General features: G+C 71.2%; 17 protein-coding genes. 5 read left to right on the top strand and 12 right to left on the bottom strand.

Annotation, left to right across the window (positions count from 1 at the left end; translation table 11 throughout):
- Positions 1–28 precede the first annotated feature (28 nt).
- The gene (locus tag ACFWFI_RS00255) at positions 29–880 is read left to right on the top strand and encodes an inositol monophosphatase family protein (RefSeq protein ID WP_387383742.1); all 852 of its coding nucleotides are present in this window, start codon (positions 29–31) and stop codon (positions 878–880) included.
- A gap of 270 nt (positions 881–1150) precedes the next feature.
- Positions 1151–2005 (top strand): alpha/beta fold hydrolase, encoded by an 855-nt coding sequence (locus tag ACFWFI_RS00250; RefSeq protein WP_387383740.1) that lies wholly within the window; start codon positions 1151–1153, stop codon positions 2003–2005.
- A 121-nt stretch (positions 2006–2126) separates the two neighbouring features.
- On the opposite strand, the gene ACFWFI_RS00245 is transcribed toward ACFWFI_RS00250, so the two are convergent.
- Entirely contained in the window at positions 2127–2963 is an 837-nt protein-coding gene (locus tag ACFWFI_RS00245) for a nucleotidyltransferase domain-containing protein (RefSeq protein ID WP_387383737.1), read from the bottom strand.
- 86 nt (positions 2964–3049) lie between these two features.
- Between ACFWFI_RS00245 and ACFWFI_RS00240 the strand changes: the two genes are divergently transcribed.
- Complete coding sequence (locus tag ACFWFI_RS00240; protein ID WP_387383735.1) at positions 3050–4465, top strand: phytoene desaturase family protein; 1416 nt, start codon at positions 3050–3052, stop codon at positions 4463–4465.
- Positions 4466–4469: 4 nt separating this feature from the next.
- Here the strand turns inward: ACFWFI_RS00240 and ssuE are convergent, their stop codons facing one another.
- The 10 genes from ssuE to ACFWFI_RS00190 all read right to left on the bottom strand — a co-directional run bounded on the left by ssuE (position 4470) and on the right by ACFWFI_RS00190 (position 14458).
- Positions 4470–5027, bottom strand: a complete 558-nt coding sequence (gene ssuE / locus ACFWFI_RS00235) for an NADPH-dependent FMN reductase (protein ID WP_387383733.1) — start codon at positions 5025–5027, stop codon at positions 4470–4472.
- Between the two features lie 66 nt (positions 5028–5093).
- Positions 5094–5864: an alpha/beta hydrolase gene (locus ACFWFI_RS00230; RefSeq protein WP_387383731.1), complete on the bottom strand. Its 771-nt coding sequence runs from the start codon at positions 5862–5864 to the stop codon at positions 5094–5096.
- A 54-nt stretch (positions 5865–5918) separates the two neighbouring features.
- The gene (locus tag ACFWFI_RS00225) at positions 5919–7259 is read right to left on the bottom strand and encodes an NtaA/DmoA family FMN-dependent monooxygenase (protein WP_387383730.1); all 1341 of its coding nucleotides are present in this window, start codon (positions 7257–7259) and stop codon (positions 5919–5921) included.
- Between the two features lie 55 nt (positions 7260–7314).
- Complete coding sequence (locus tag ACFWFI_RS00220) at positions 7315–8187, bottom strand: ABC transporter ATP-binding protein (RefSeq protein ID WP_387383728.1); 873 nt, start codon at positions 8185–8187, stop codon at positions 7315–7317.
- Positions 8184–9119: an ABC transporter ATP-binding protein gene (locus ACFWFI_RS00215; RefSeq protein WP_387383726.1), complete on the bottom strand. Its 936-nt coding sequence runs from the start codon at positions 9117–9119 to the stop codon at positions 8184–8186. Before ACFWFI_RS00215 ends, ACFWFI_RS00220 begins: the two co-directional genes overlap by 4 nt.
- A complete protein-coding gene (locus ACFWFI_RS00210) occupies positions 9116–10003 on the bottom strand; it encodes an ABC transporter permease (protein ID WP_387383724.1) in 888 nt (295 codons plus the stop codon). The genes ACFWFI_RS00215 and ACFWFI_RS00210 overlap by 4 nt, the downstream gene beginning before the upstream one ends.
- 2 nt (positions 10004–10005) lie before the next feature.
- Positions 10006–11031 (bottom strand): ABC transporter permease, encoded by a 1026-nt coding sequence (locus ACFWFI_RS00205; protein WP_387383722.1) that lies wholly within the window; start codon positions 11029–11031, stop codon positions 10006–10008.
- A 32-nt stretch (positions 11032–11063) separates the two neighbouring features.
- Complete coding sequence (locus ACFWFI_RS00200) at positions 11064–12632, bottom strand: ABC transporter substrate-binding protein (protein ID WP_387383720.1); 1569 nt, start codon at positions 12630–12632, stop codon at positions 11064–11066.
- A 477-nt stretch (positions 12633–13109) separates the two neighbouring features.
- A complete protein-coding gene (locus tag ACFWFI_RS00195) occupies positions 13110–13973 on the bottom strand; it encodes a DsbA family oxidoreductase (protein WP_387383832.1) in 864 nt (287 codons plus the stop codon).
- Positions 13974–14023: 50 nt separating this feature from the next.
- The gene (locus ACFWFI_RS00190; RefSeq protein WP_387383718.1) at positions 14024–14458 is read right to left on the bottom strand and encodes an RrF2 family transcriptional regulator; all 435 of its coding nucleotides are present in this window, start codon (positions 14456–14458) and stop codon (positions 14024–14026) included.
- 153 nt (positions 14459–14611) lie between these two features.
- Between ACFWFI_RS00190 and ACFWFI_RS00185 the strand changes: the two genes are divergently transcribed.
- Entirely contained in the window at positions 14612–15121 is a 510-nt protein-coding gene (locus ACFWFI_RS00185) for a cupin domain-containing protein (RefSeq protein ID WP_387383716.1), read from the top strand.
- Between the two features lie 16 nt (positions 15122–15137).
- Here ACFWFI_RS00185 and ACFWFI_RS00180 read toward each other — a convergent pair whose 3' ends face one another.
- Positions 15138–15917, bottom strand: a complete 780-nt coding sequence (locus ACFWFI_RS00180; protein ID WP_387383714.1) for a Type 1 glutamine amidotransferase-like domain-containing protein — start codon at positions 15915–15917, stop codon at positions 15138–15140.
- A gap of 296 nt (positions 15918–16213) precedes the next feature.
- On the opposite strand from ACFWFI_RS00180, the gene ACFWFI_RS00175 reads away from it, so the two are divergent.
- The gene (locus tag ACFWFI_RS00175; RefSeq protein ID WP_387383713.1) at positions 16214–16582 is read left to right on the top strand and encodes a nuclear transport factor 2 family protein; all 369 of its coding nucleotides are present in this window, start codon (positions 16214–16216) and stop codon (positions 16580–16582) included.
- Positions 16583–16586 lie beyond the last annotated feature (4 nt).

Genomic DNA, 16586 nt, shown 5'->3' with positions numbered 1-16586 from the left:
CCCCGGCGGACCGTGCTTAGCTGGAGTCATGATCGATGACTTTCTGTACGGGACCGCCGGGCACGCCGGGCCGACGGCCGAGGTGGAGGCGGCGGTCCGGGCAGCGGCCGCCGCCGAGATCATGCCGCGCTACCGGCAGCTGGCGGCACACGAGATCGTCGAGAAGAGCGGCCCGCACGACCTGGTCACCGCCGCGGACCGGCTTGCCGAGGAGCACCTCACCGCGTCCCTGACCCGGCTGCTGCCCGGTTCGGTCGTCGTCGGCGAGGAGGCCGTCCACGCCGACCCCGCCGTCTACGACGCGCTCGGCGGCGACGCACCCGTGTGGATCGTCGACCCGGTCGACGGCACCCGGCAGTTCGTCCACGGCGAACCCGGCTTCTGCACCCTGGTGGCCCTCGCTGTGCACGGAGAGGTGTACGCCTCCTGGACCTACGCCCCCGTTCTCGACGAGATGGCCGTCGCCGTGCGGGGCCGTGGTGCCACACTCAACGGCACGACCCTGCACAGCGGGTCGCCCGCGCCCGGCGCGGTGCTCAAGGTGGCCATGTCCCACCCGGACTACACCTCCGACGCCCAGAAGCGCGCCCTGCTCGGTCTGCGCACCGAAGGCATCGACGCCCGTGCGTGCGGATCGGCGGGGCTGGAATACCTCGCTGTGGCCTGCGGCGCGCAGGACGCGGTCGCCTTCAACTGGGAGTTCGCCTGGGACCACGCGGCGGGACTGCTCCTCGTCACCGAGGCGGGCGGCGCCCAGTCGACGCTCTCCGGTGTCCCGTACCGCATCACCGGCGGGAACGACCTGCCGTTCACCGCGGCCAGGGACCGGGCGACGGCGGAGCGGATCCTTCAGGCGCTGCGGACCGGCCGGCAGGACTGACCGCACATCGCGGGTCTCGTGCGGGTGTGAGCCTGTCCGCGGGACCTGGCCTCTCCCATGGTCGGTGCAGGTCGGTGGAATGACACGGTCCGGGTCCGAGGACGGTCGACGGCCCACCGCCGAATTCCCAGGTCGCTTCCCGCTGCAGACACCCCTGCGATGCGCCGGCCGCACATGAACAGCACCACCTTCGAGACCACGGCCAGACATGGGGAAGCCCTCCTGAACCCCAGGTCTTGCCTCGAAGATCGTTCTGTTGGAGGCTGAGACATGCAGAATCTGCCGACATTCGTTCTTGTTCATGGAGCCTTCGCGAATTCGTTCTCGTTCGCGCCACTGCAGGCCGAGCTCGCCTTGCTCGGGCACCGCTCGGTCGCGGTCGACCTTCCGGGGCACGGATTCGAGGCGACCTTCCCCGCGACGTACCAGGCTCCCCAGGACCTCGACGCACTTGCCGCGGAACCGGGGAGCATCAAGGGCGTCACGCTCGCCGACAACGCCGCCCGTGTGATCGAAGTCCTCGAACGGGCCAAGCGGAACGGGCCCACCATCCTCGTCGCCCACAGCCGGGGCGGCATCACGACCACCGCCGTCGCCAACGCCCGGCCCGAGCTGATCGACCGGATCGTTTACGTCTCCGCCTGGTGCCCCGTCGATCTGGACGTGAGCGACTACTACGCCCAGCCGGAGATGGCGGACGTCGACGCGGGAGCCTTCGCTGCCACACTCGTCGGGAACCCGGCCGAACTCGGTCTGCTCCGGACCAACTTCCGCACCGCCGACCCGACGGCGCTCGCCGCGTTCAAGCGAGCGTTCGCCGCCGACCTCACCGATGACGAGTTTTTGACCTTCCTGAACACCTTCCAGCCCGACGAGAACCTCGACGCCGGTACGTCCGCCGACCGGGCACAGGCCACGACCTGGGGCCGGATTCCGCGAACCTATGTGCGCCTGGCCGCCGATGCCAGCCTTCCGCCTGCCGTGCAGGACCGCATGATTCGCGAAGCCGACGCGCTCACACCCGACAACCCCTTCGACGTCCGGACACTCGAGGGGAGTCACCTGCGCTGGCTCGTCCACCCCAAGCCCACCGCCGAGCTGCTGGCAGACCTCGCAGCGCGCTGACATTCCACCAGGTGATCGGGGGGTCGCCGCGGGGGCGGTGCCGCAAGTCTTCGCGTCTTCCCTGAGGCCGGGTGGACGAAGGTGCTCCTTCGGCTTCCACGCGTCCTTCCCGGTGGGGGCCTCAGCCCTCGGCACCGGCTGAGGAGTCCCCGTCCAGCACGCCCCGTACCTCGCGCACGACGTCGGCCGCGAGATCCACCGCCGCCGGGTCCAGGCCGCGCAAAGACGCCGACACGCGGTCCGCGAAGTCCGTCGGGGTGTCCGGCAGCGCGGCGGCGGTAGCGAGCGCGCCCTTCTCGTTGAGGCACCAGACGCGGTGATGGGCGTGCAGGGCCTGGGCGAGGATCCCGAAGGCCTTCGAGAGGCAGAGCGCGACATGGAGCGTGTCCCCGGCCGGGGAGGACTTGCGCGCGGACGCCACGGAGAATTCCGCCTCCCAGACCGCACCGGTCAGCGCCCGGCGCAGCGGCTCGGGGTAGGTGTGCGTGGCCTCCTGAAGGGCCGTCAGCTCGCCGCCCGGGTCCTCGAGCACCCGGCCGAGGGCGACCTCTCCCACGTAGCAGGGTGACCAGAAACCCAGCGGGTGGCCGGGCTGGATCCCCACCTCGAAGCGGCCCGCCCGGCAGTCCGACCAGACCGACTCCACCCGGTCCAGATCGCGCAGGATCCAGTCGACGGCGACGCCGTCCACCGTCAGCCACGCCCCGCCGTTCACCCAGGGGCCCCATCCGCCGGGTCCCGCGACGTCGGCCGGCGTCCCCTGGGCCTCGGACGCCAGCGCGGTGAGGGCGGCCAGGTCCGGGGTGCCCCGGTAGTAGACGCCCAGATCCCAGTCGGAATCGGGGCGGTGGGTGCCGCGGGCCCGGCTTCCGCCCAGGGTGACCGCCTCGACACCGGGCAGCCGGGTGAGGCGGGAGGCCATCGCGCTGACTGCGGGGGAGGGTACGCATGCGTTCATCGGGTGGGAGGCTACCCGGGGGTCCGTTGTCGGCGCGCCCGAATATCCTGGGTTCCCTGGCCACCGGCTGACAAAGGAGTCCGAAGGTGCCATCGATGCTGGATGCCGTCGTCGTGGGGGCGGGCCCGAACGGGCTGACGGCCGCGGTCGAGCTGGCCCGCCGCGGCTTCGCCGTGGAGGTGTTCGAGGCCGGGGAGACCGTCGGGGGCGGTGCCCGGACCGAGGAGCTGACCCTTCCCGGCTTCCGCCACGACCCGTGTTCCGCCGTGCACCCGCTGGGCATCGGATCGCCTGCCTTCAAGGCGATGCCGCTCGCCCGGCACGGCCTCGAATGGCTCCAGGCGCCGCTGTCGCTCGCCCACCCCTTCCCCGACGGCTCCGCCGCGGTGCTCACCAGATCCGTCGGGGAGAGCGCCATGTCGCTGGGCGCCGAGGACGCCGGTGCCTACCGCAGGCTGGTCGCACCCTTCACAGGCCACTGGGACACCCTCGCCGAGGACTTCCTGCGCACCCCGTGGGACGGCCTGCCCCGGGATCCGTACCGCTGGGCGCGCTTCGGACTGGACGCGATCCAGCCGGCCACGCTGCTGTCGCGGCGTTTCCGGGGAGAGAAGGCGCGCGCTCTGATCGCGGGCCTCGCCGGGCATGCCATCGCGCCCGCCGGCGGCCTCGCGACCGCAGGGATCGCCCTGCTCTTCGCGCTAGCGGCGCACGAGAACGGCTGGCCGGTGCCCCGCGGCGGCTCACAGGCGATCTCCGACGCCCTCGCCTCCTTCCTGCGTGAGCAGGGCGGCGTCATCCGCACGGGCATCGAGGTCAAACGCCTCGACGAACTCCCACCCGCCCGCGCGTACGTCTTCGACACCTCGCCGACCGCGCTGGCCCGGATCGCGGGTCTCGGCGGTGCCTACGACCACTACCGCTACGGGCCCTCCTGCTTCAAGATCGATTACGCGCTCTCGGGCCCGGTGCCCTGGACGGCCGAGGAGGCCAGGCGTGCCGGCACGGTCCATGTCGGTCCCTCCGCCGCCGAGATCGACGCGGCCCTGCGTGCCGCCGTGGCGGGCCGCGCTCCGAGCGTCCCCTTCCTCATCGCTGCGCAGCCCGGCGTCGTCGACCCGACCCGCGCACCCGAGGGCCGCCATGTCTTCTGGGTGTACGGGCACGTCCCGGCAGGCTGGGAGGGCGACGCCACCGAGGTCATCGAGCGGCAACTGGAGCGGTTCGCCCCCGGGTTCCGGGACCTGGTCCTCGCCCGCGCCGTCGCCGGACCGCCCCAACTCGCGGTACGCAACGCCAATTACGTCGGCGGCGACATCGCCACCGGCGCGTTCGCCGGGCTCCAGACGGTGATCCGGCCCAAGCTCGCCCGCGTGCCGTACGCCACCGCGCATCCCGCGGTCTTCCTCTGCTCGTCGGCCACCCCGCCCGGCCCCGGTGTGCACGGCATGTCGGGACACCACGCGGCGAAGGCGGTATGGCGGCGTCTGAGAGCGGCGTGAGTGGTCAGCCTGTGGGTGCCAGCACCGCCGTACGCCCGCCCAGCACCCGGGAGAAGGTGTCGGTGACCTGGGCGAGGGCCTCGGCCGTACCGGGTGCGACGGTCAGCGTGCCGTCCTCGCCCGAGGTGATGTCCTTGTCGAGCGTGAACCAGCCCGGGACGATGTGCGCCGCACCCATGGAGCTGAGCACCGGGCGCAGCGCGTAGTCGATGGCCAGCACATGGGCCGTGCTGCCGCCGGTGGCCAGCGGCAGCACGGTCTTGCCGGTCAGCGCGTACTGGGGGAGTAGGTCGAGCAGCGTCTTCAACAGCCCCGAGTACGCGGCCTTGTAGACGGGCGTTCCTATGACCACCCCGTCCGCCTCCTCGAACAGCGCGGTGGCCCCGACGACGGCCGGGTGCCGGAAGTCGGCGCCGAGCAGCGCCTCGGCGGGCAGGGTGCGCACGTCCAGCGGCGTCACGTCGTGGCCCTGCTCCCGGAGCCGGTCGTCCAGGTGGCGCAGGAGCCGTGCGGTGCGGGAGGTGGCGGAGGGACTTCCGGAGACGGACAGGATGGTTGCCATTGGGAGGACCTTTCTCTACGGGTCAGAAATACCGGCGGTGCCGGATGAGGCCGGACGCGGCAGCGCTCACCAGGCACTCGAATCGACCGTGACGACCGGCACCAGCTCGTTGCGCAAGGTCTCCAGGAAGGTGACGACCTCCGCGGCCACCGAGCGGTGCTGCATGTCGTTCAGGACGTCGTGGTGGGCGTCCCGCACCACCGACAGGCGGGCACGCGGAAGCGACTTGGCCGTACGGACGAGTGCCTCGCGGTCCGCGAGCGGATCGGCGTCACCGACGAGGAGCAGTGCGGGGACGCCGAGGACGCTGTCGTACGCGGCCGCGAGCAGCGCCTCCGGAACCGCCTCGTCGAGCGCGCCGCGCCGGATCCCGGTGTCCTCGGTGAGCGCCCCCCGATGGGCGGGGCAGGCGGTGCGCACGTCGAGCTCGTCCTCCCAGCCGCCGACGGCGGACGCCCCGCCGCCCGGGATCCCCGCGAGGACGACGGCGTCAGGTCGTCCGGCGGACGGTACGCCGTCCCGGCCGAGGAGCGCCGCCACGGCCACGGCTCCTCTGTCCGACCCCACCAGCACGAGGGGGCGTACGACACCGTCCTGTCCGGCGGCCGAGTCCTGGGCGGCGGCGGCGAGTTGTTCACCGAAGCGGGTCAGTGAGCCCGCGAGGTCACCCTCGTCGAGGTCAGGGGCGTCGACGACACGGACACGGTAGGCGTCGGCGGCCAGTCGCTTGCCGAGCCGGGTGTAGGTCGCCCGGGTCTCGCCGCGGCCGGGCACCACGACGACGGTGCCGCGTGTGCGAAGGCCCTCGGGGGCGTAGTAGTCGTTGTACTCGGTCATCTCAGACTCCTGCGTGTGCGTGTGCGTGCCTGCTCAGGGGATTCGCGGACCGCGTCAGTCGTTCACGAGCTCGCGCTCGGAGGTGTGGCGGTTGGCCGGGAGGGGCAGCCCGAGGTTGCCGCGCAGGGTGTCGGCCTCGTACTCGGTCCGGAACAGGCCGCGCTTCTGCAGGAGCGGCACCACACCGTCCACGAAGCGGTTGAGGTCGTCGTTGTTCCGGAAGGCCAGGTTGATGCCGTCCAGGGTGCCCGCGTCGGACCACCGCTCGATGGTGTCGGCGACGGTCTCCGGGGACCCGACGAACGGCGAGGGGCGGAACGCGTTGACGGACTCGGCGACCTGACGCAGGGAGAGGTTCTCCGCCTTCGCGCGCTCGATGATCTTCCCGGCGCCCGTCCGGCCCCCCTTCTCCGCGAGATGGGCGACGTCCGGGAACGGCGCGTCCAGGTCGTGCACGCTGAAGTCGTACGCGCCGAAGGAGCGGCCCAGGAGTGCGAGGTTGCTCGCGAAGTCGTTGTCCTCCTCGAAGATCTCCCGCTCCCGGCGCCGGGCCTCCTCGTCGGTCGATCCGACGATGGGACCACCGTGGATGAAGACCTTGATGTGCTCGGGGTCACGCCCGTAGGCCGCGGTGCGCTTCTTGATGTCGGCGTAGTACTCCCGCGCCTGCTCCAGCGTGCCGCCCGGTGCGTAGATGCCCTCGGCGACGCGCGCGGCGAGGTCGCGGCCCTCGGCGGAGACCCCCGCCTGGAAGATGACGGGCTGCCCCTGCGGGGAGCGGGAGATGTTGAGCGGCCCGGCGACCTTGAAGTGCTCCCCGACGTGGTCCAGCGCGTGCAGCCTGGACGGGTCGAGGAAGACGTCGCGCGCCACGTCGGCCGGGAAGGCGTCGTCCTCGTAGGAGTCCCACAGACCACGGGCGACCTGCACGAATTCCAGGGCGCGGCCGTACCGCGTCGCGTAGTCGAGGTGTTCGTCGAGCCCGAAGTTCTTCGACGTACCGGTGTCGAAGCTGGTCACCACGTTCCAGCCGGCGCGGCCGCCGCTGATGTGGTCGAGGGAGGCGAACCGGCGGGCGAGGTTGAAGGGCGAGTTGTACGTCGAGCTAGCCGTGCCGACCAGGCCGATGTTCCTCGTGTGGGTGGCGACGGCGGAGAGCAGGGTGAGCGGCTCCAGCCGGTTCAGGTAGTGCGAGGGGTAGGTGGCGTTGATGAACTGGCTGTCGACGACGAACAGCGCGTCGAAGAGGGCGTGTTCGGCGGCCTGGGCCTGCTGGATGTAGTAGTTGATGTCGATGCTGGCGTTCTTCGCGACGCCCGGGTCCTTCCAGAGGCCGTGCTGGCCGGGGCCGCCGACGCCGTACGGGTGCAGTGCGAGATGGATCCTGCGGGACATGTGGGTGTTCCTCTCAGTGGTGCGGGGGATGCGAAAGGGTCCGGACGCTCCGCGGTCAGCCGCTCAGCTGCGCGCGCAGGGCCTCGCGCTCGGTCCGGTCGGCGGTCGGCGTGTGCAGCGTCGGCGCGGAGCCGACGAGCAGGCGCGTGTACACGTGCCGCGGATGGTTGATCACGTCACGGGCCGCTCCCACCTCGACGAGCTCACCCCTGTAGAGCACGGCGATGCGGTCGGCGGTCCCGGCGATGGAACCGAGGTCGTGGGAGATGAAGACGAGGGACGTGCCGGAGTCGCGGAGCTCCTTGAGGATCTCCAGGACCTGCACGCGGTTGGCGGAGTCCAGGGCACTGACCGGCTCGTCGAGGATGACCAGGGAGGGCTCCGTGACCAGGGCGCGGGCCACGGCGACCCGCTGGCGCTGGCCGCCGGACAGCTCTCCGGGCAGCCGGCCGAGCAGTTCCCCGGACAGGTGGACCCGGTCGAGGAACGCACGGGCCCGTTCGGCCGCCTCCTTGCGCGGTACCCCCTGGATGAGGAGCGGTTCGGTCAGGGAGTCCTCGATGGTGAGATCCGGGTCGAGGCTGCGCAGCGGGTCCTGGAAGACGTACTGGACGATGCCCCGTCGGCGCAGGCCACGCCACTGGCGGTTGCCGAAGCCTGTGACGTCTTCGCCGCCGACCCGGATCGAGCCGGCCGAGGGACGCACGAGGCCGAGCACGGCGCGGGCCAGCGTGGACTTCCCGGAGCCCGTCTCGCCGATGACGCCGACGGTCTCCCCGGGTGCGATGCTCAGCGAGACCCCTCGCAGGGCGCTGCGTCCCCGGCGTCCCCGGCCGTAACGGACCTCCAGGCCCTCGACGGCCAGGACGGGGGAGGGGGTTCCCTCCTCCCGGCCGGCGGTCTTCGCCTCCGGTGACGCGGTGGTCATGACGCCTCCTTGGGGTCCTCGGGGTCCTCGGGGTCCTTCGGGTCCTCCGGGGTGAGGAACTTGTCCAGGCCGTACTGCTCGTGCTCGGCCATGAGCAGCCGGGTGTACTCGTGCTGCGGGTCGTGCAGCACGGACCGCGTCGGGCCCTGCTCCACCACCTCCCCCTGCCGCATGACCAGGACCTCGTCGCACAACTGGGCGACGACGGCCAGGTCGTGGGAGACGACGACGAGCGCCAGGCCGGTGCGCTCCCGCAGTTCGGCCAGCAGGTCGAGGATCTCGGCCTGGACCGTGACGTCGAGTGCCGTTGTGGCCTCGTCGGCGATGAGCGCGCGAGGCTCGACGGCGATCGCAGCCGCGATCAGGACGCGCTGGAGCATGCCCCCCGACAGCTCGTAGGTGTACTGGCCGTAGACCAGCTCCGGGTCCCGCAGCCGTACCGCACGGAGGAGTTCGAGTGCCTGCCGGCGCGCCTCGCGCCGCTTCACGCCCTTCTTGACCCGGATGACCTCGGCAATCTGGGCGCCCACACGGATCGACGGGTTGAGGTAGGACGCCGGGTCCTGGAAGACGGCGCCGACCGTGGTGCCCCGCAGGGCCGTCCACTGACGGGGTGTCAGGGTGGCGATGTCGGTTCCGTCGATCTCGACGGATCCGCCGGAGACCTCGAAGTGCGGGGGCAGGATGCCGAGCACGGCACGGCAGGTGAGGGTCTTGCCGCTGCCGGACTCGCCGACGATGCCGACCGCCTTGCCCGGTGTGAGCTCGAAGCCGACGCCGTGGACGATCTCCCGGTCGGTGACGCGGTCGCTGATGTGCACGTCGCGGACGGCGATCACCGGCGGAGCGGTCGGAGCGGCCACAGCGGCGGTCCCGGTTTCCGCGGGCTCCTCGGTGCGGTCGAGGGCGGTGTTCTGGGACAGGGTCCTCATCGGGAACCTCCCACGGTGACGGGGGCGGATGTACCGGTGCGGGCCCGGGCCTTGCGCCGGTTGACCAACGCGCGGCCCGCTTCACCGGAGACGTCGCGGATGGCGTCGGCGAGCAGATTGCACGCCCAGACGGTGACCATGATCAGCAGGGCGGGCGCCACCGGGGCCCAGGGCTGGTGGCTGAGGTAGCCCAGGTCGGAGGCGAGCAGACCGCCCCAGGTGGGAGCCGGGGGCTGGACGCCGATACCGAGGAAGGTCAGGCTCGAGACGATGACGAAGCCCACGCCGATGGTCTGGGCGAGCGCGACCGCGATCGGCGGGAGCACCTTGACCCAGACATGGCGGCGTACGACCCAGCCGATCGAGGCGCCGGAGACGATGGCGGCCTCCACGTACGGCGAGCGGGCCACGGCCAGCGTGGCCGCACGGGACACCCGGTAGAAGAGCGGTGAGACCAGGGCGCCCGTGACGAGCATGGCCTGGGTGATGCCGTTGCCGAGCAGCGCGATCACGGCGATGGCGAACAGCAGGAACGGCAGGGCGACCAGGGTGTCGGCCAGCCGGAGGGTCAGCCATTCGAAGACCCGGCCCGAGTAGACCGACAGGATGCCGGGGATCGCGCCGACGACCAGGGCCATCAGCGCGACCTCCAGCGATCCGAGCACGCTGACGCGTGAGCCGTCCAGGAGACGGCTGAACACGTCACGGCCCAGGTAGTCCGTCCCCAGCCAGTGGGCGCCCGAGGCCGACGCCAGCGTGTTGTCGCTGGTCGCCAGGGGATCCTGCGGGGCGAGCCACGGCCCGCAGACGGCGAGCAGGGCGATCAGCACGAGGATGACCACGGCGATCCGGCCGGATGTGAGTGAGAGGACGCGGCGCACCATCGTCATACCCCCCGCTGGGATGCCGGCATCACACGCGCCAGCACCAGGTTGATGATCAGGTTGAAGGAGACGACCAGCACGATCGACACCACGAGCACGCCCTGCACCGCAGGAACGTCGCCTGCCTGGGCCGAGTCGTTGGCGAACCGGCCGAAGCCCTGGAGGCCGAAGATCCACTCCGTGACAACGGAGGCGCCGACCAGCGCGGGGAACTTCTGGCCGATCGTGGCGAGGGCGGGCCCGAGGCCGTTGCGCAGGACGTGTGTGAAGAAGATCCGCCGCGGGCTCAGGCCCCGGACCACCGCGCCCGTCACGTAGTTCTCCCCGTACGCCGCGATGAGGCTGGACCGCAACTGGCGGGCGACGTCGGCTATGACGTCGAAGCTCAGCGCGAGCGCGGGGAGCGTGATGTGGGCGATCCAGGGGCCGACCCCCTGCTCGGCAGGTATGTATCCGGCCGAGGGGAACAGATCGAGCCCCACCGCGAGGACCGCCACCAGCACGATGCCGACGACGAAGGCCGGCATCACCGAGATCACGGTGACGAATCCCGTGATCGCCCGGTCGACGAGGGTGGTGCGCCGGAGCGCCGCCACCGTGCCGAGGGCGAAGCCGACGACCACGCCGATGACCAGCGCGAAGGTCGCGACCGAGAGGCTCACCCCCAGGCCGAGGCCGATCAGCGTGGAGATGTCGGCCCCGTTGACCCAGCTGGTGCCGAGCTGTCCGTGCAGGACATCGGTGAACCAGTCCCAGTACTGGGTCAGGAAGGGCTTGTCGAGCCCCCACTCGGCCTCGATGCGCTGGATCGCCTCGGGGGTCGCCTCCTCGCCCAGCTGGATCCGCGCCGGGCTGAGCCCGCTCATGGACCGCAGCGCGAACGTCACGAAGGTCGCCACCAGGAACACCGGCACGAAGATCGCGACCGACCGGCCGAGGACGGCCGCCACCCGCCCCGCCGCATGCCGCGCTCTTGCCGTGGCGACCCGGCGGCGCTCAGGAGTGACCTCTGGCGTGGTCGTCGTCATGGGGCTGCCCCCTCTCTGCAGTGGATGGATGGTCAGGAGCCGGCGATCTTCACGCCGGTCCAGTCGATGTGGGCGGGGTTCTTCGGCAGATCCGACAGGGCCTTGCTCTTGGCGAAGAGGTTGGGCGAGGAGAAGGTGAAGATCAGCGCCTTGCTCCCGAGGCCCGCACGCGTCGCCGCCTGGAGGACCTGCGCGTAGTCGGGTGCGTCCAGGGGCGTCTGACGGACCTTTGCGACGGCCTCCTTGAAGCCGTCCGGCTCATAGGGGGTGCTGAGGTTCAGCGGGCCGTTGGGGCCGAAATGGGCGGTGAGGGTCTGTACCGCGGAGTCGCGGCCCGTCGTCGAGTACAGGGAGAAGGCCAGGTCCTTGGCGAAGAACGGCGTGGCCCAGTTCTTGTCGATCTTGATGGTGACCTTGACGCCCACGGCGGCCAGCTGCGACTGGACGATCTCTGCCTGCGGATCCTCCGCCGGGATGACCAGGTTCAGCTTGATGTCGCCGGGCTTGTGACCCGCCTCGGCGAGGAGCTTCTTCGACTTCTTCGGGTCGTAGGGGTAGGCGTTCTCCGACTCGGAGTCGTAGGCCACGTAACCCTTGGGGAACGGCTGGTCGGTCGCCTCGCCGTGACCGAACGTCAGCTTGTCGACGAACTCCTTGCGGTTGACCGCGTAACGGAGAGCATCGACGACCCTGTCGTCGTCGAACGGCGCCTTGTTGACGTTCAGGCTGATGTTGGAGGCGTTGAAGCCGGGCTGGGAGAACACGTCCAGGCCCGCCTTGTCGGCGGCAGCGGCCTGGCTCGGGTCGAGGTCGGCGAAGTTGTAGACCCCGGTCTGGAGTCCCGAGACGACGGTGGAGGCATCGGGGGCGGACACCAGCTCGACGTTGTCGATGTGGATGTTCTTCGCGTCCCAGTAATCGGGGTTCTTCCGCAGGACCGCCTTGGTGCCCGGGATCAGCTGGTCGATGACGAACGGTCCGGCACCGATGGGGTTCTGGTCCAGCTTCGTGGGGTTCCCGGCGGCCTTCGGGCTGGCGATCTGCAGGACGCGCTCCCCGAGCAACTGCGGTATCTGGTAGTCGACCTGGGTGAGGTGGAGCGTGGCGTCCAGGCCGTCGGCCTCCACCGATCCGATCGACGTCAGGTCACCGAAGAGCGCGGAGTTCTTCTGCTTCTGCGCACGCTCGATGGCGGCCTTCACGGCTGCGCCGTCGACCGGTTCGCCGTCGCTGAACTTCAGCCCGGGACGTACATGGAAGGTGATCCGGTCACCCTTCTCGTTGTACTCCCAGCTCTCGGCGAGGTCCGGAACGGCCTTGCCCTCCTCGTCGGTGCGGGTCAACGAGGAGTAGACGAGCGCGAGTTCACGGAACTGCGCGCCGCTTCCCGACACCACCGGATCCCAGTGGCCCGGGAAATAGGACGAGGCCCATTTCAGGGTGGCGCTGCCGGCCGACGACGAGGCACTGCCGCCGCAAGCGCTCAGAGCCGGGACGAGCAGGGCGACAAAAGCGGTTCCGAGGGCAGCGACCCTCAGGCCGCCCGCCTGTCGGGCCGACCGGACGTCCGGTCGGTGGCGGATCGTGAGTCGTGCGGACATCTCGTTCTCTCTGATGAGTCCCGACCTGGAGCAGGGCAGGAGAAGGCGGGGGAGTGCGGGAAGGGCGGCGCGGCACTCGCACGGAACCGTCGTCGCGTATGCGGGCATGCGTCGTCGAGGCGGCGGCGCACGGCTGGGCAGGAGCGGTCCCGGGCGGGGTGTCGAGGAACTCACGACCCCGTACGGGGATACGACGGAGAAGGCGCGACGGAAGGCGGAGAGCCGACGCGGGGGACAGGCGCGGATCAGCGGACCGGCGGAGAGCCGGTGCTGCCGACAGAGGTCAGGCAGCGCCTGTGGAACGGGGGTGGTGGGCGGTCAGCGACAGAGTGCGCTGGAGGTGCGCCGCAGGTCCACGTAGCGGCACACCACACCGGGGTGCGTCGTGAGCATGGGCATATCCTGGCGGCAGCCGTCCGCGCCTGTCAATGGACACCCATTGGTGTCTCATTCAGCGGGACGGGGCTCAACCGCAGCTCAGGGCGCTGCGGGAGGTCCGGAGGGCATGGCCGGATGGACTGACGCCTCGTCAGGATGCAGCCACAGAGGGCCGTTTCCGGTCCCCAGCGGGACCGCCCCCGGAGGGGGCCACGCACCCTCCGCCAGCAGGTGACGCTCCGGTTCGGTCAGGCTCCCGTGGCGCTGCAGCGCCTCGGAGGGGGAGAGCATCGCGGAGGAGTCCAGGAGCCCCGGGCAGAGTTCGTCGACAGCCTCCGCATAGGTCGCGTACGGCCGCCAGCCGGGGATCGCGCGATATCCCGACGGGGCGCGCAGCAGGAGCGTCGGCAACGCGTAGCGGTGCCCGCCCTCGAACGTCTCCTTCGCCGTGCCCGGGTGCGGCGATCCGCTGTGCACGGACAGGACTTCGGGGACCGGCCGCCGTGCCTCCGCGCGGTCGGCACGCACCCGCTCCAGCACCCCGGGCGAAGCCGCGTCCGACCTGAGCCGCACCGGGTCCAGGCCCGGGACGCCGCGCGTGGCGGCCAGCGCGGCCTCCGGGGTGTCCGCCGGTTCGCCCAGTACGAAGACGGTCTCCCGCAGCCGGCGCAGGACCCGTTCGGCCACGTCGGCCCCCTGGAGCTCGGCGGCCCCGGCCACGAGCGACGAGGGCCAGGAGCTGGCCGCGACCCGGCTCAGCCGAACGGCCCGTGGCGCACCGGTGTGCGCGCCGATCCTCTCGACGTAGCCCGCGTAGTAGGCGGTTTCGGCCGCCGGGTCGGGTGCCGGGTCGTCCTCGTCGTCGAAGAGGACCGCGTACGCCCGCCGCCAGCGGACCCGGCCGGCCAGCGCGGTCCGGAGCCTGCGGAAGGCCGGTTCCGACCCCCAGGCCCAGGGGCACATCGGGTCGGTGTACTCCACCACCTCCACCGGTGGCGCATCCGGGCCGCCACTCACGCGGCACCGATCGCGGACGGCTGTTCGCGTGCGCCGGCAGGCAGCAGGGCAGCCAGGGTGAGCCCGCCGAGGACCGCCGCGGCGTCCGACTCGACCCGCCTCCACACCCCGGGCAGGCCCACAGCCGGGCCGGGGTAGTCGAGCCCGCTCAGCGACTCGCCCCGCAGGGTGATCAGTTCGCCGTCGACGGCGCGTACGACATCCAGCAGGGCGATCTCCCCGGCCGGTCTGCCGAGCCAGTAACCGCCCTCACAGCCACGCTGGCTGCGCACCAGACCGGCTTTGCGGAGTTCGCCCACCACGGATTTCAGGAACCTGAACGGAATCTCCTGCGAGGAGGCGATGGCTTCACAGGAGAGCGGACGGCCGGGATCACTCGCGAGCTCCAGAAGGGCGCGCGTGGCGTAGTCCGCCTTCGCGGAGATATGCATGCTCACATCATGCCCCGGCGTCGGGCCGCAGGCGAGGCTCTTCCGGCCGTTCCGCTCCTGCGTCCACGTCCTACATTGCGGGAACATTGCCGCAGGTGAAGGGGAAAGGACACCTCTTGACATCCTTTTCGCCGCCGACCTAACGTCCCCGGTATGAGCGAGCCGTTGACGACCCCCGGAGAAGGGTTCCACCCTCATCTCCATGAAACCCCGGGCCGCCCCGCGGCACCCCTGCGTACCCGTCTGCACCACATCCGCGCGGACGCACTGGACGGCGACACGGCGCAGACCGGCGGCATGCGCAGGTTCAGCGCGGTGAGCGGGAAGACCGTCGGTTCCGAGAAGCTGTGGATGGGCCAGACCCACGTGGCCCCCTCGACCTCGTCCTCCGACCACCACCACGGCGAGTCGGAGACCGCCATCCATGTGGTCAGCGGACACCCGGAGTTCGTCTTCCTGGACGATTCGGGGGACGAGCCGGAGGAAGTGCGGCTGCGCACCTCGCCGGGCGACTACATCTTCGTCCCGCCGTTCGTCCCGCACCGCGAGGAGAACCCGGACCCCACCGAGGAGGCCGTGGTCGTCATCGCCCGCAGCACTCAGGAGGCGATCGTGGTCAACCTGCCACGTCTGTACGCCCTGGAGCCCGACGCGACCGACTGACCGGTGCTGCGTCCCGTCAGCCGGGCCACCGTGCGTCGAGCGAGCGGCACGACAACGCCCGTTCGCCCGCACCGCCGTCCCCGTCGGGCTCCACCCGGTACAGACGCGCGTCCGAGGATCTGGTCACCACCTCCTGCGGGTGCCCGTCCGTGAAGAGGACGCCCACGCCGTCGTCCAGCGCCCACCCGGCAGGCAGCATGCCGGTGGCCACGGCGTCCCTGTACGAGGGCCGGCGGCCGGGTTCGCTGTCGTAGTGGGGGCACACCGAGCCCGGCAGGAGGCCGAGCCCGTCCCGCAGGTACGTCAACGGACCGAACGAGTCGGTGTGCGACCCCTCGGCCCAGCAGTTGGCGCCGGCGCTGATCCCGCACAGCAGCGTCCCACGGCCGGCGGCCTCCCGCAGCAGCCGGTCCACCTCGTGCACGCGCCAGACCGCGAGCAGGTTCGCGGTGTTGCCGCCACCGACGTACACCACGTCCTGGGAGAACAGGAACGTCCGCAGAGCCTCGTCGTCGAGCTCCCGCCTGAACAGCGGCAGGACGGAAGGCTCGCAGTGGCGCGGCCGGAAGGCGCCCAGGAACTGCTCGACGTAGGCGGGGGCGTCCCCGCTCGCCGTGGGGACGAAGCACACCTTGGGCCGGCTGGTGCGCGCGTGCGACAGCAGCCAGTCGTCCAGGAGCCCGTCCTCATCCATGGAGAAACCTCCTCCGAGCAGCGCGACACGGCGAGCCGGAACGACGGCCACGGGAAGGTCCCTTCGGCAGGCGGGCGGACAGGAGGAGACGCGACGAACCATGCCGGGCCACGCATCCTTCCGCAACCGAACAGTGCCGGTGAGTGCGCCGCCCCCTGTGCTCGGCTGCCCCGGATCCGCCCACCGGGGGGTGCGGAGTGCTGACGGCACGCCTGCGCCCTCGTCGCGCCGCGGCGGAGGGAGCCCGGTCGGCTCGACGCGGGCCCGGAGATTACCTCAGCGGTAATCGACCCCCCGCGACGGGAGCGGCACGCTGTGGGTATGCAGGGCAGGGCGGCACGCGGCCCTGCGGCACACGCGCCGTTCGGGTGCGGCCGTACCGACGAAGGGACACCGCTGTGACCATGCACGAGGACGCTGTCGAGCGCTACTTCACCGCTTGGAACGCTGCCACCCCCGAGGAACTGGCCAAGGCGGTTGCCTCGGCGTTCACCGAGGACGGCACCTACACCGACCCGTTGGGTGAGGCGAAGGGCCACGACGGGATCGCGGCGGCCGTCGCCGGTGTCCAGCGGCAATTCCCCGGATTCGCGTTCGAGCTCACCGGCACGCCGGACGCGCATCACAACCTGGTGCGTTTCACCTGGGACCTGGTCTCCGCCGCCGACGGGTCCGCTCCGGCCGCGGGCTTCGACGTGATCACGCTGGCCGACGACGGCCGGATCACCAGCGTCGCCGGCTTTCTGGACCGCCTGCCGGGGGCGTGACTCC

Origin of the sequence: Streptomyces sp. NPDC060209 (assembly GCF_042728155.1) — a bacterium.
Lineage (GTDB): Bacteria > Actinomycetota > Actinomycetes > Streptomycetales > Streptomycetaceae > Streptomyces.
The sequence above is the reverse complement of the archived record's forward strand: the minus strand, read 5'-3'. Positions and strand labels throughout refer to the sequence as shown.

Coding starts and splice junctions, on each gene's coding strand:
- ACFWFI_RS00225 (WP_387383730.1), bottom strand. CDS start 7,259: ATGTCCCGCAGGATCCATCTCGCACTGCACCCGTACGGCGTCGGCGGC.
- ACFWFI_RS00230 (WP_387383731.1), bottom strand. CDS start 5,864: ATGACCGAGTACAACGACTACTACGCCCCCGAGGGCCTTCGCACACGC.
- ACFWFI_RS00205 (WP_387383722.1), bottom strand. CDS start 11,031: ATGACGACGACCACGCCAGAGGTCACTCCTGAGCGCCGCCGGGTCGCC.
- ACFWFI_RS00185 (WP_387383716.1), top strand. CDS start 14,612: ATGAGCGAGCCGTTGACGACCCCCGGAGAAGGGTTCCACCCTCATCTC.
- ACFWFI_RS00190 (WP_387383718.1), bottom strand. CDS start 14,458: ATGCATATCTCCGCGAAGGCGGACTACGCCACGCGCGCCCTTCTGGAG.
- ACFWFI_RS00195 (WP_387383832.1), bottom strand. CDS start 13,973: ATGTGCCCCTGGGCCTGGGGGTCGGAACCGGCCTTCCGCAGGCTCCGG.
- ACFWFI_RS00215 (WP_387383726.1), bottom strand. CDS start 9,119: ATGAGGACCCTGTCCCAGAACACCGCCCTCGACCGCACCGAGGAGCCC.
- ACFWFI_RS00180 (WP_387383714.1), bottom strand. CDS start 15,917: ATGGTTCGTCGCGTCTCCTCCTGTCCGCCCGCCTGCCGAAGGGACCTT.
- ACFWFI_RS00220 (WP_387383728.1), bottom strand. CDS start 8,187: ATGACCACCGCGTCACCGGAGGCGAAGACCGCCGGCCGGGAGGAGGGA.
- ACFWFI_RS00245 (WP_387383737.1), bottom strand. CDS start 2,963: ATGAACGCATGCGTACCCTCCCCCGCAGTCAGCGCGATGGCCTCCCGC.
- ACFWFI_RS00250 (WP_387383740.1), top strand. CDS start 1,151: ATGCAGAATCTGCCGACATTCGTTCTTGTTCATGGAGCCTTCGCGAAT.
- ACFWFI_RS00255 (WP_387383742.1), top strand. CDS start 29: ATGATCGATGACTTTCTGTACGGGACCGCCGGGCACGCCGGGCCGACG.
- ACFWFI_RS00200 (WP_387383720.1), bottom strand. CDS start 12,632: ATGTCCGCACGACTCACGATCCGCCACCGACCGGACGTCCGGTCGGCC.
- ssuE (WP_387383733.1), bottom strand. CDS start 5,027: ATGGCAACCATCCTGTCCGTCTCCGGAAGTCCCTCCGCCACCTCCCGC.
- ACFWFI_RS00210 (WP_387383724.1), bottom strand. CDS start 10,003: ATGGTGCGCCGCGTCCTCTCACTCACATCCGGCCGGATCGCCGTGGTC.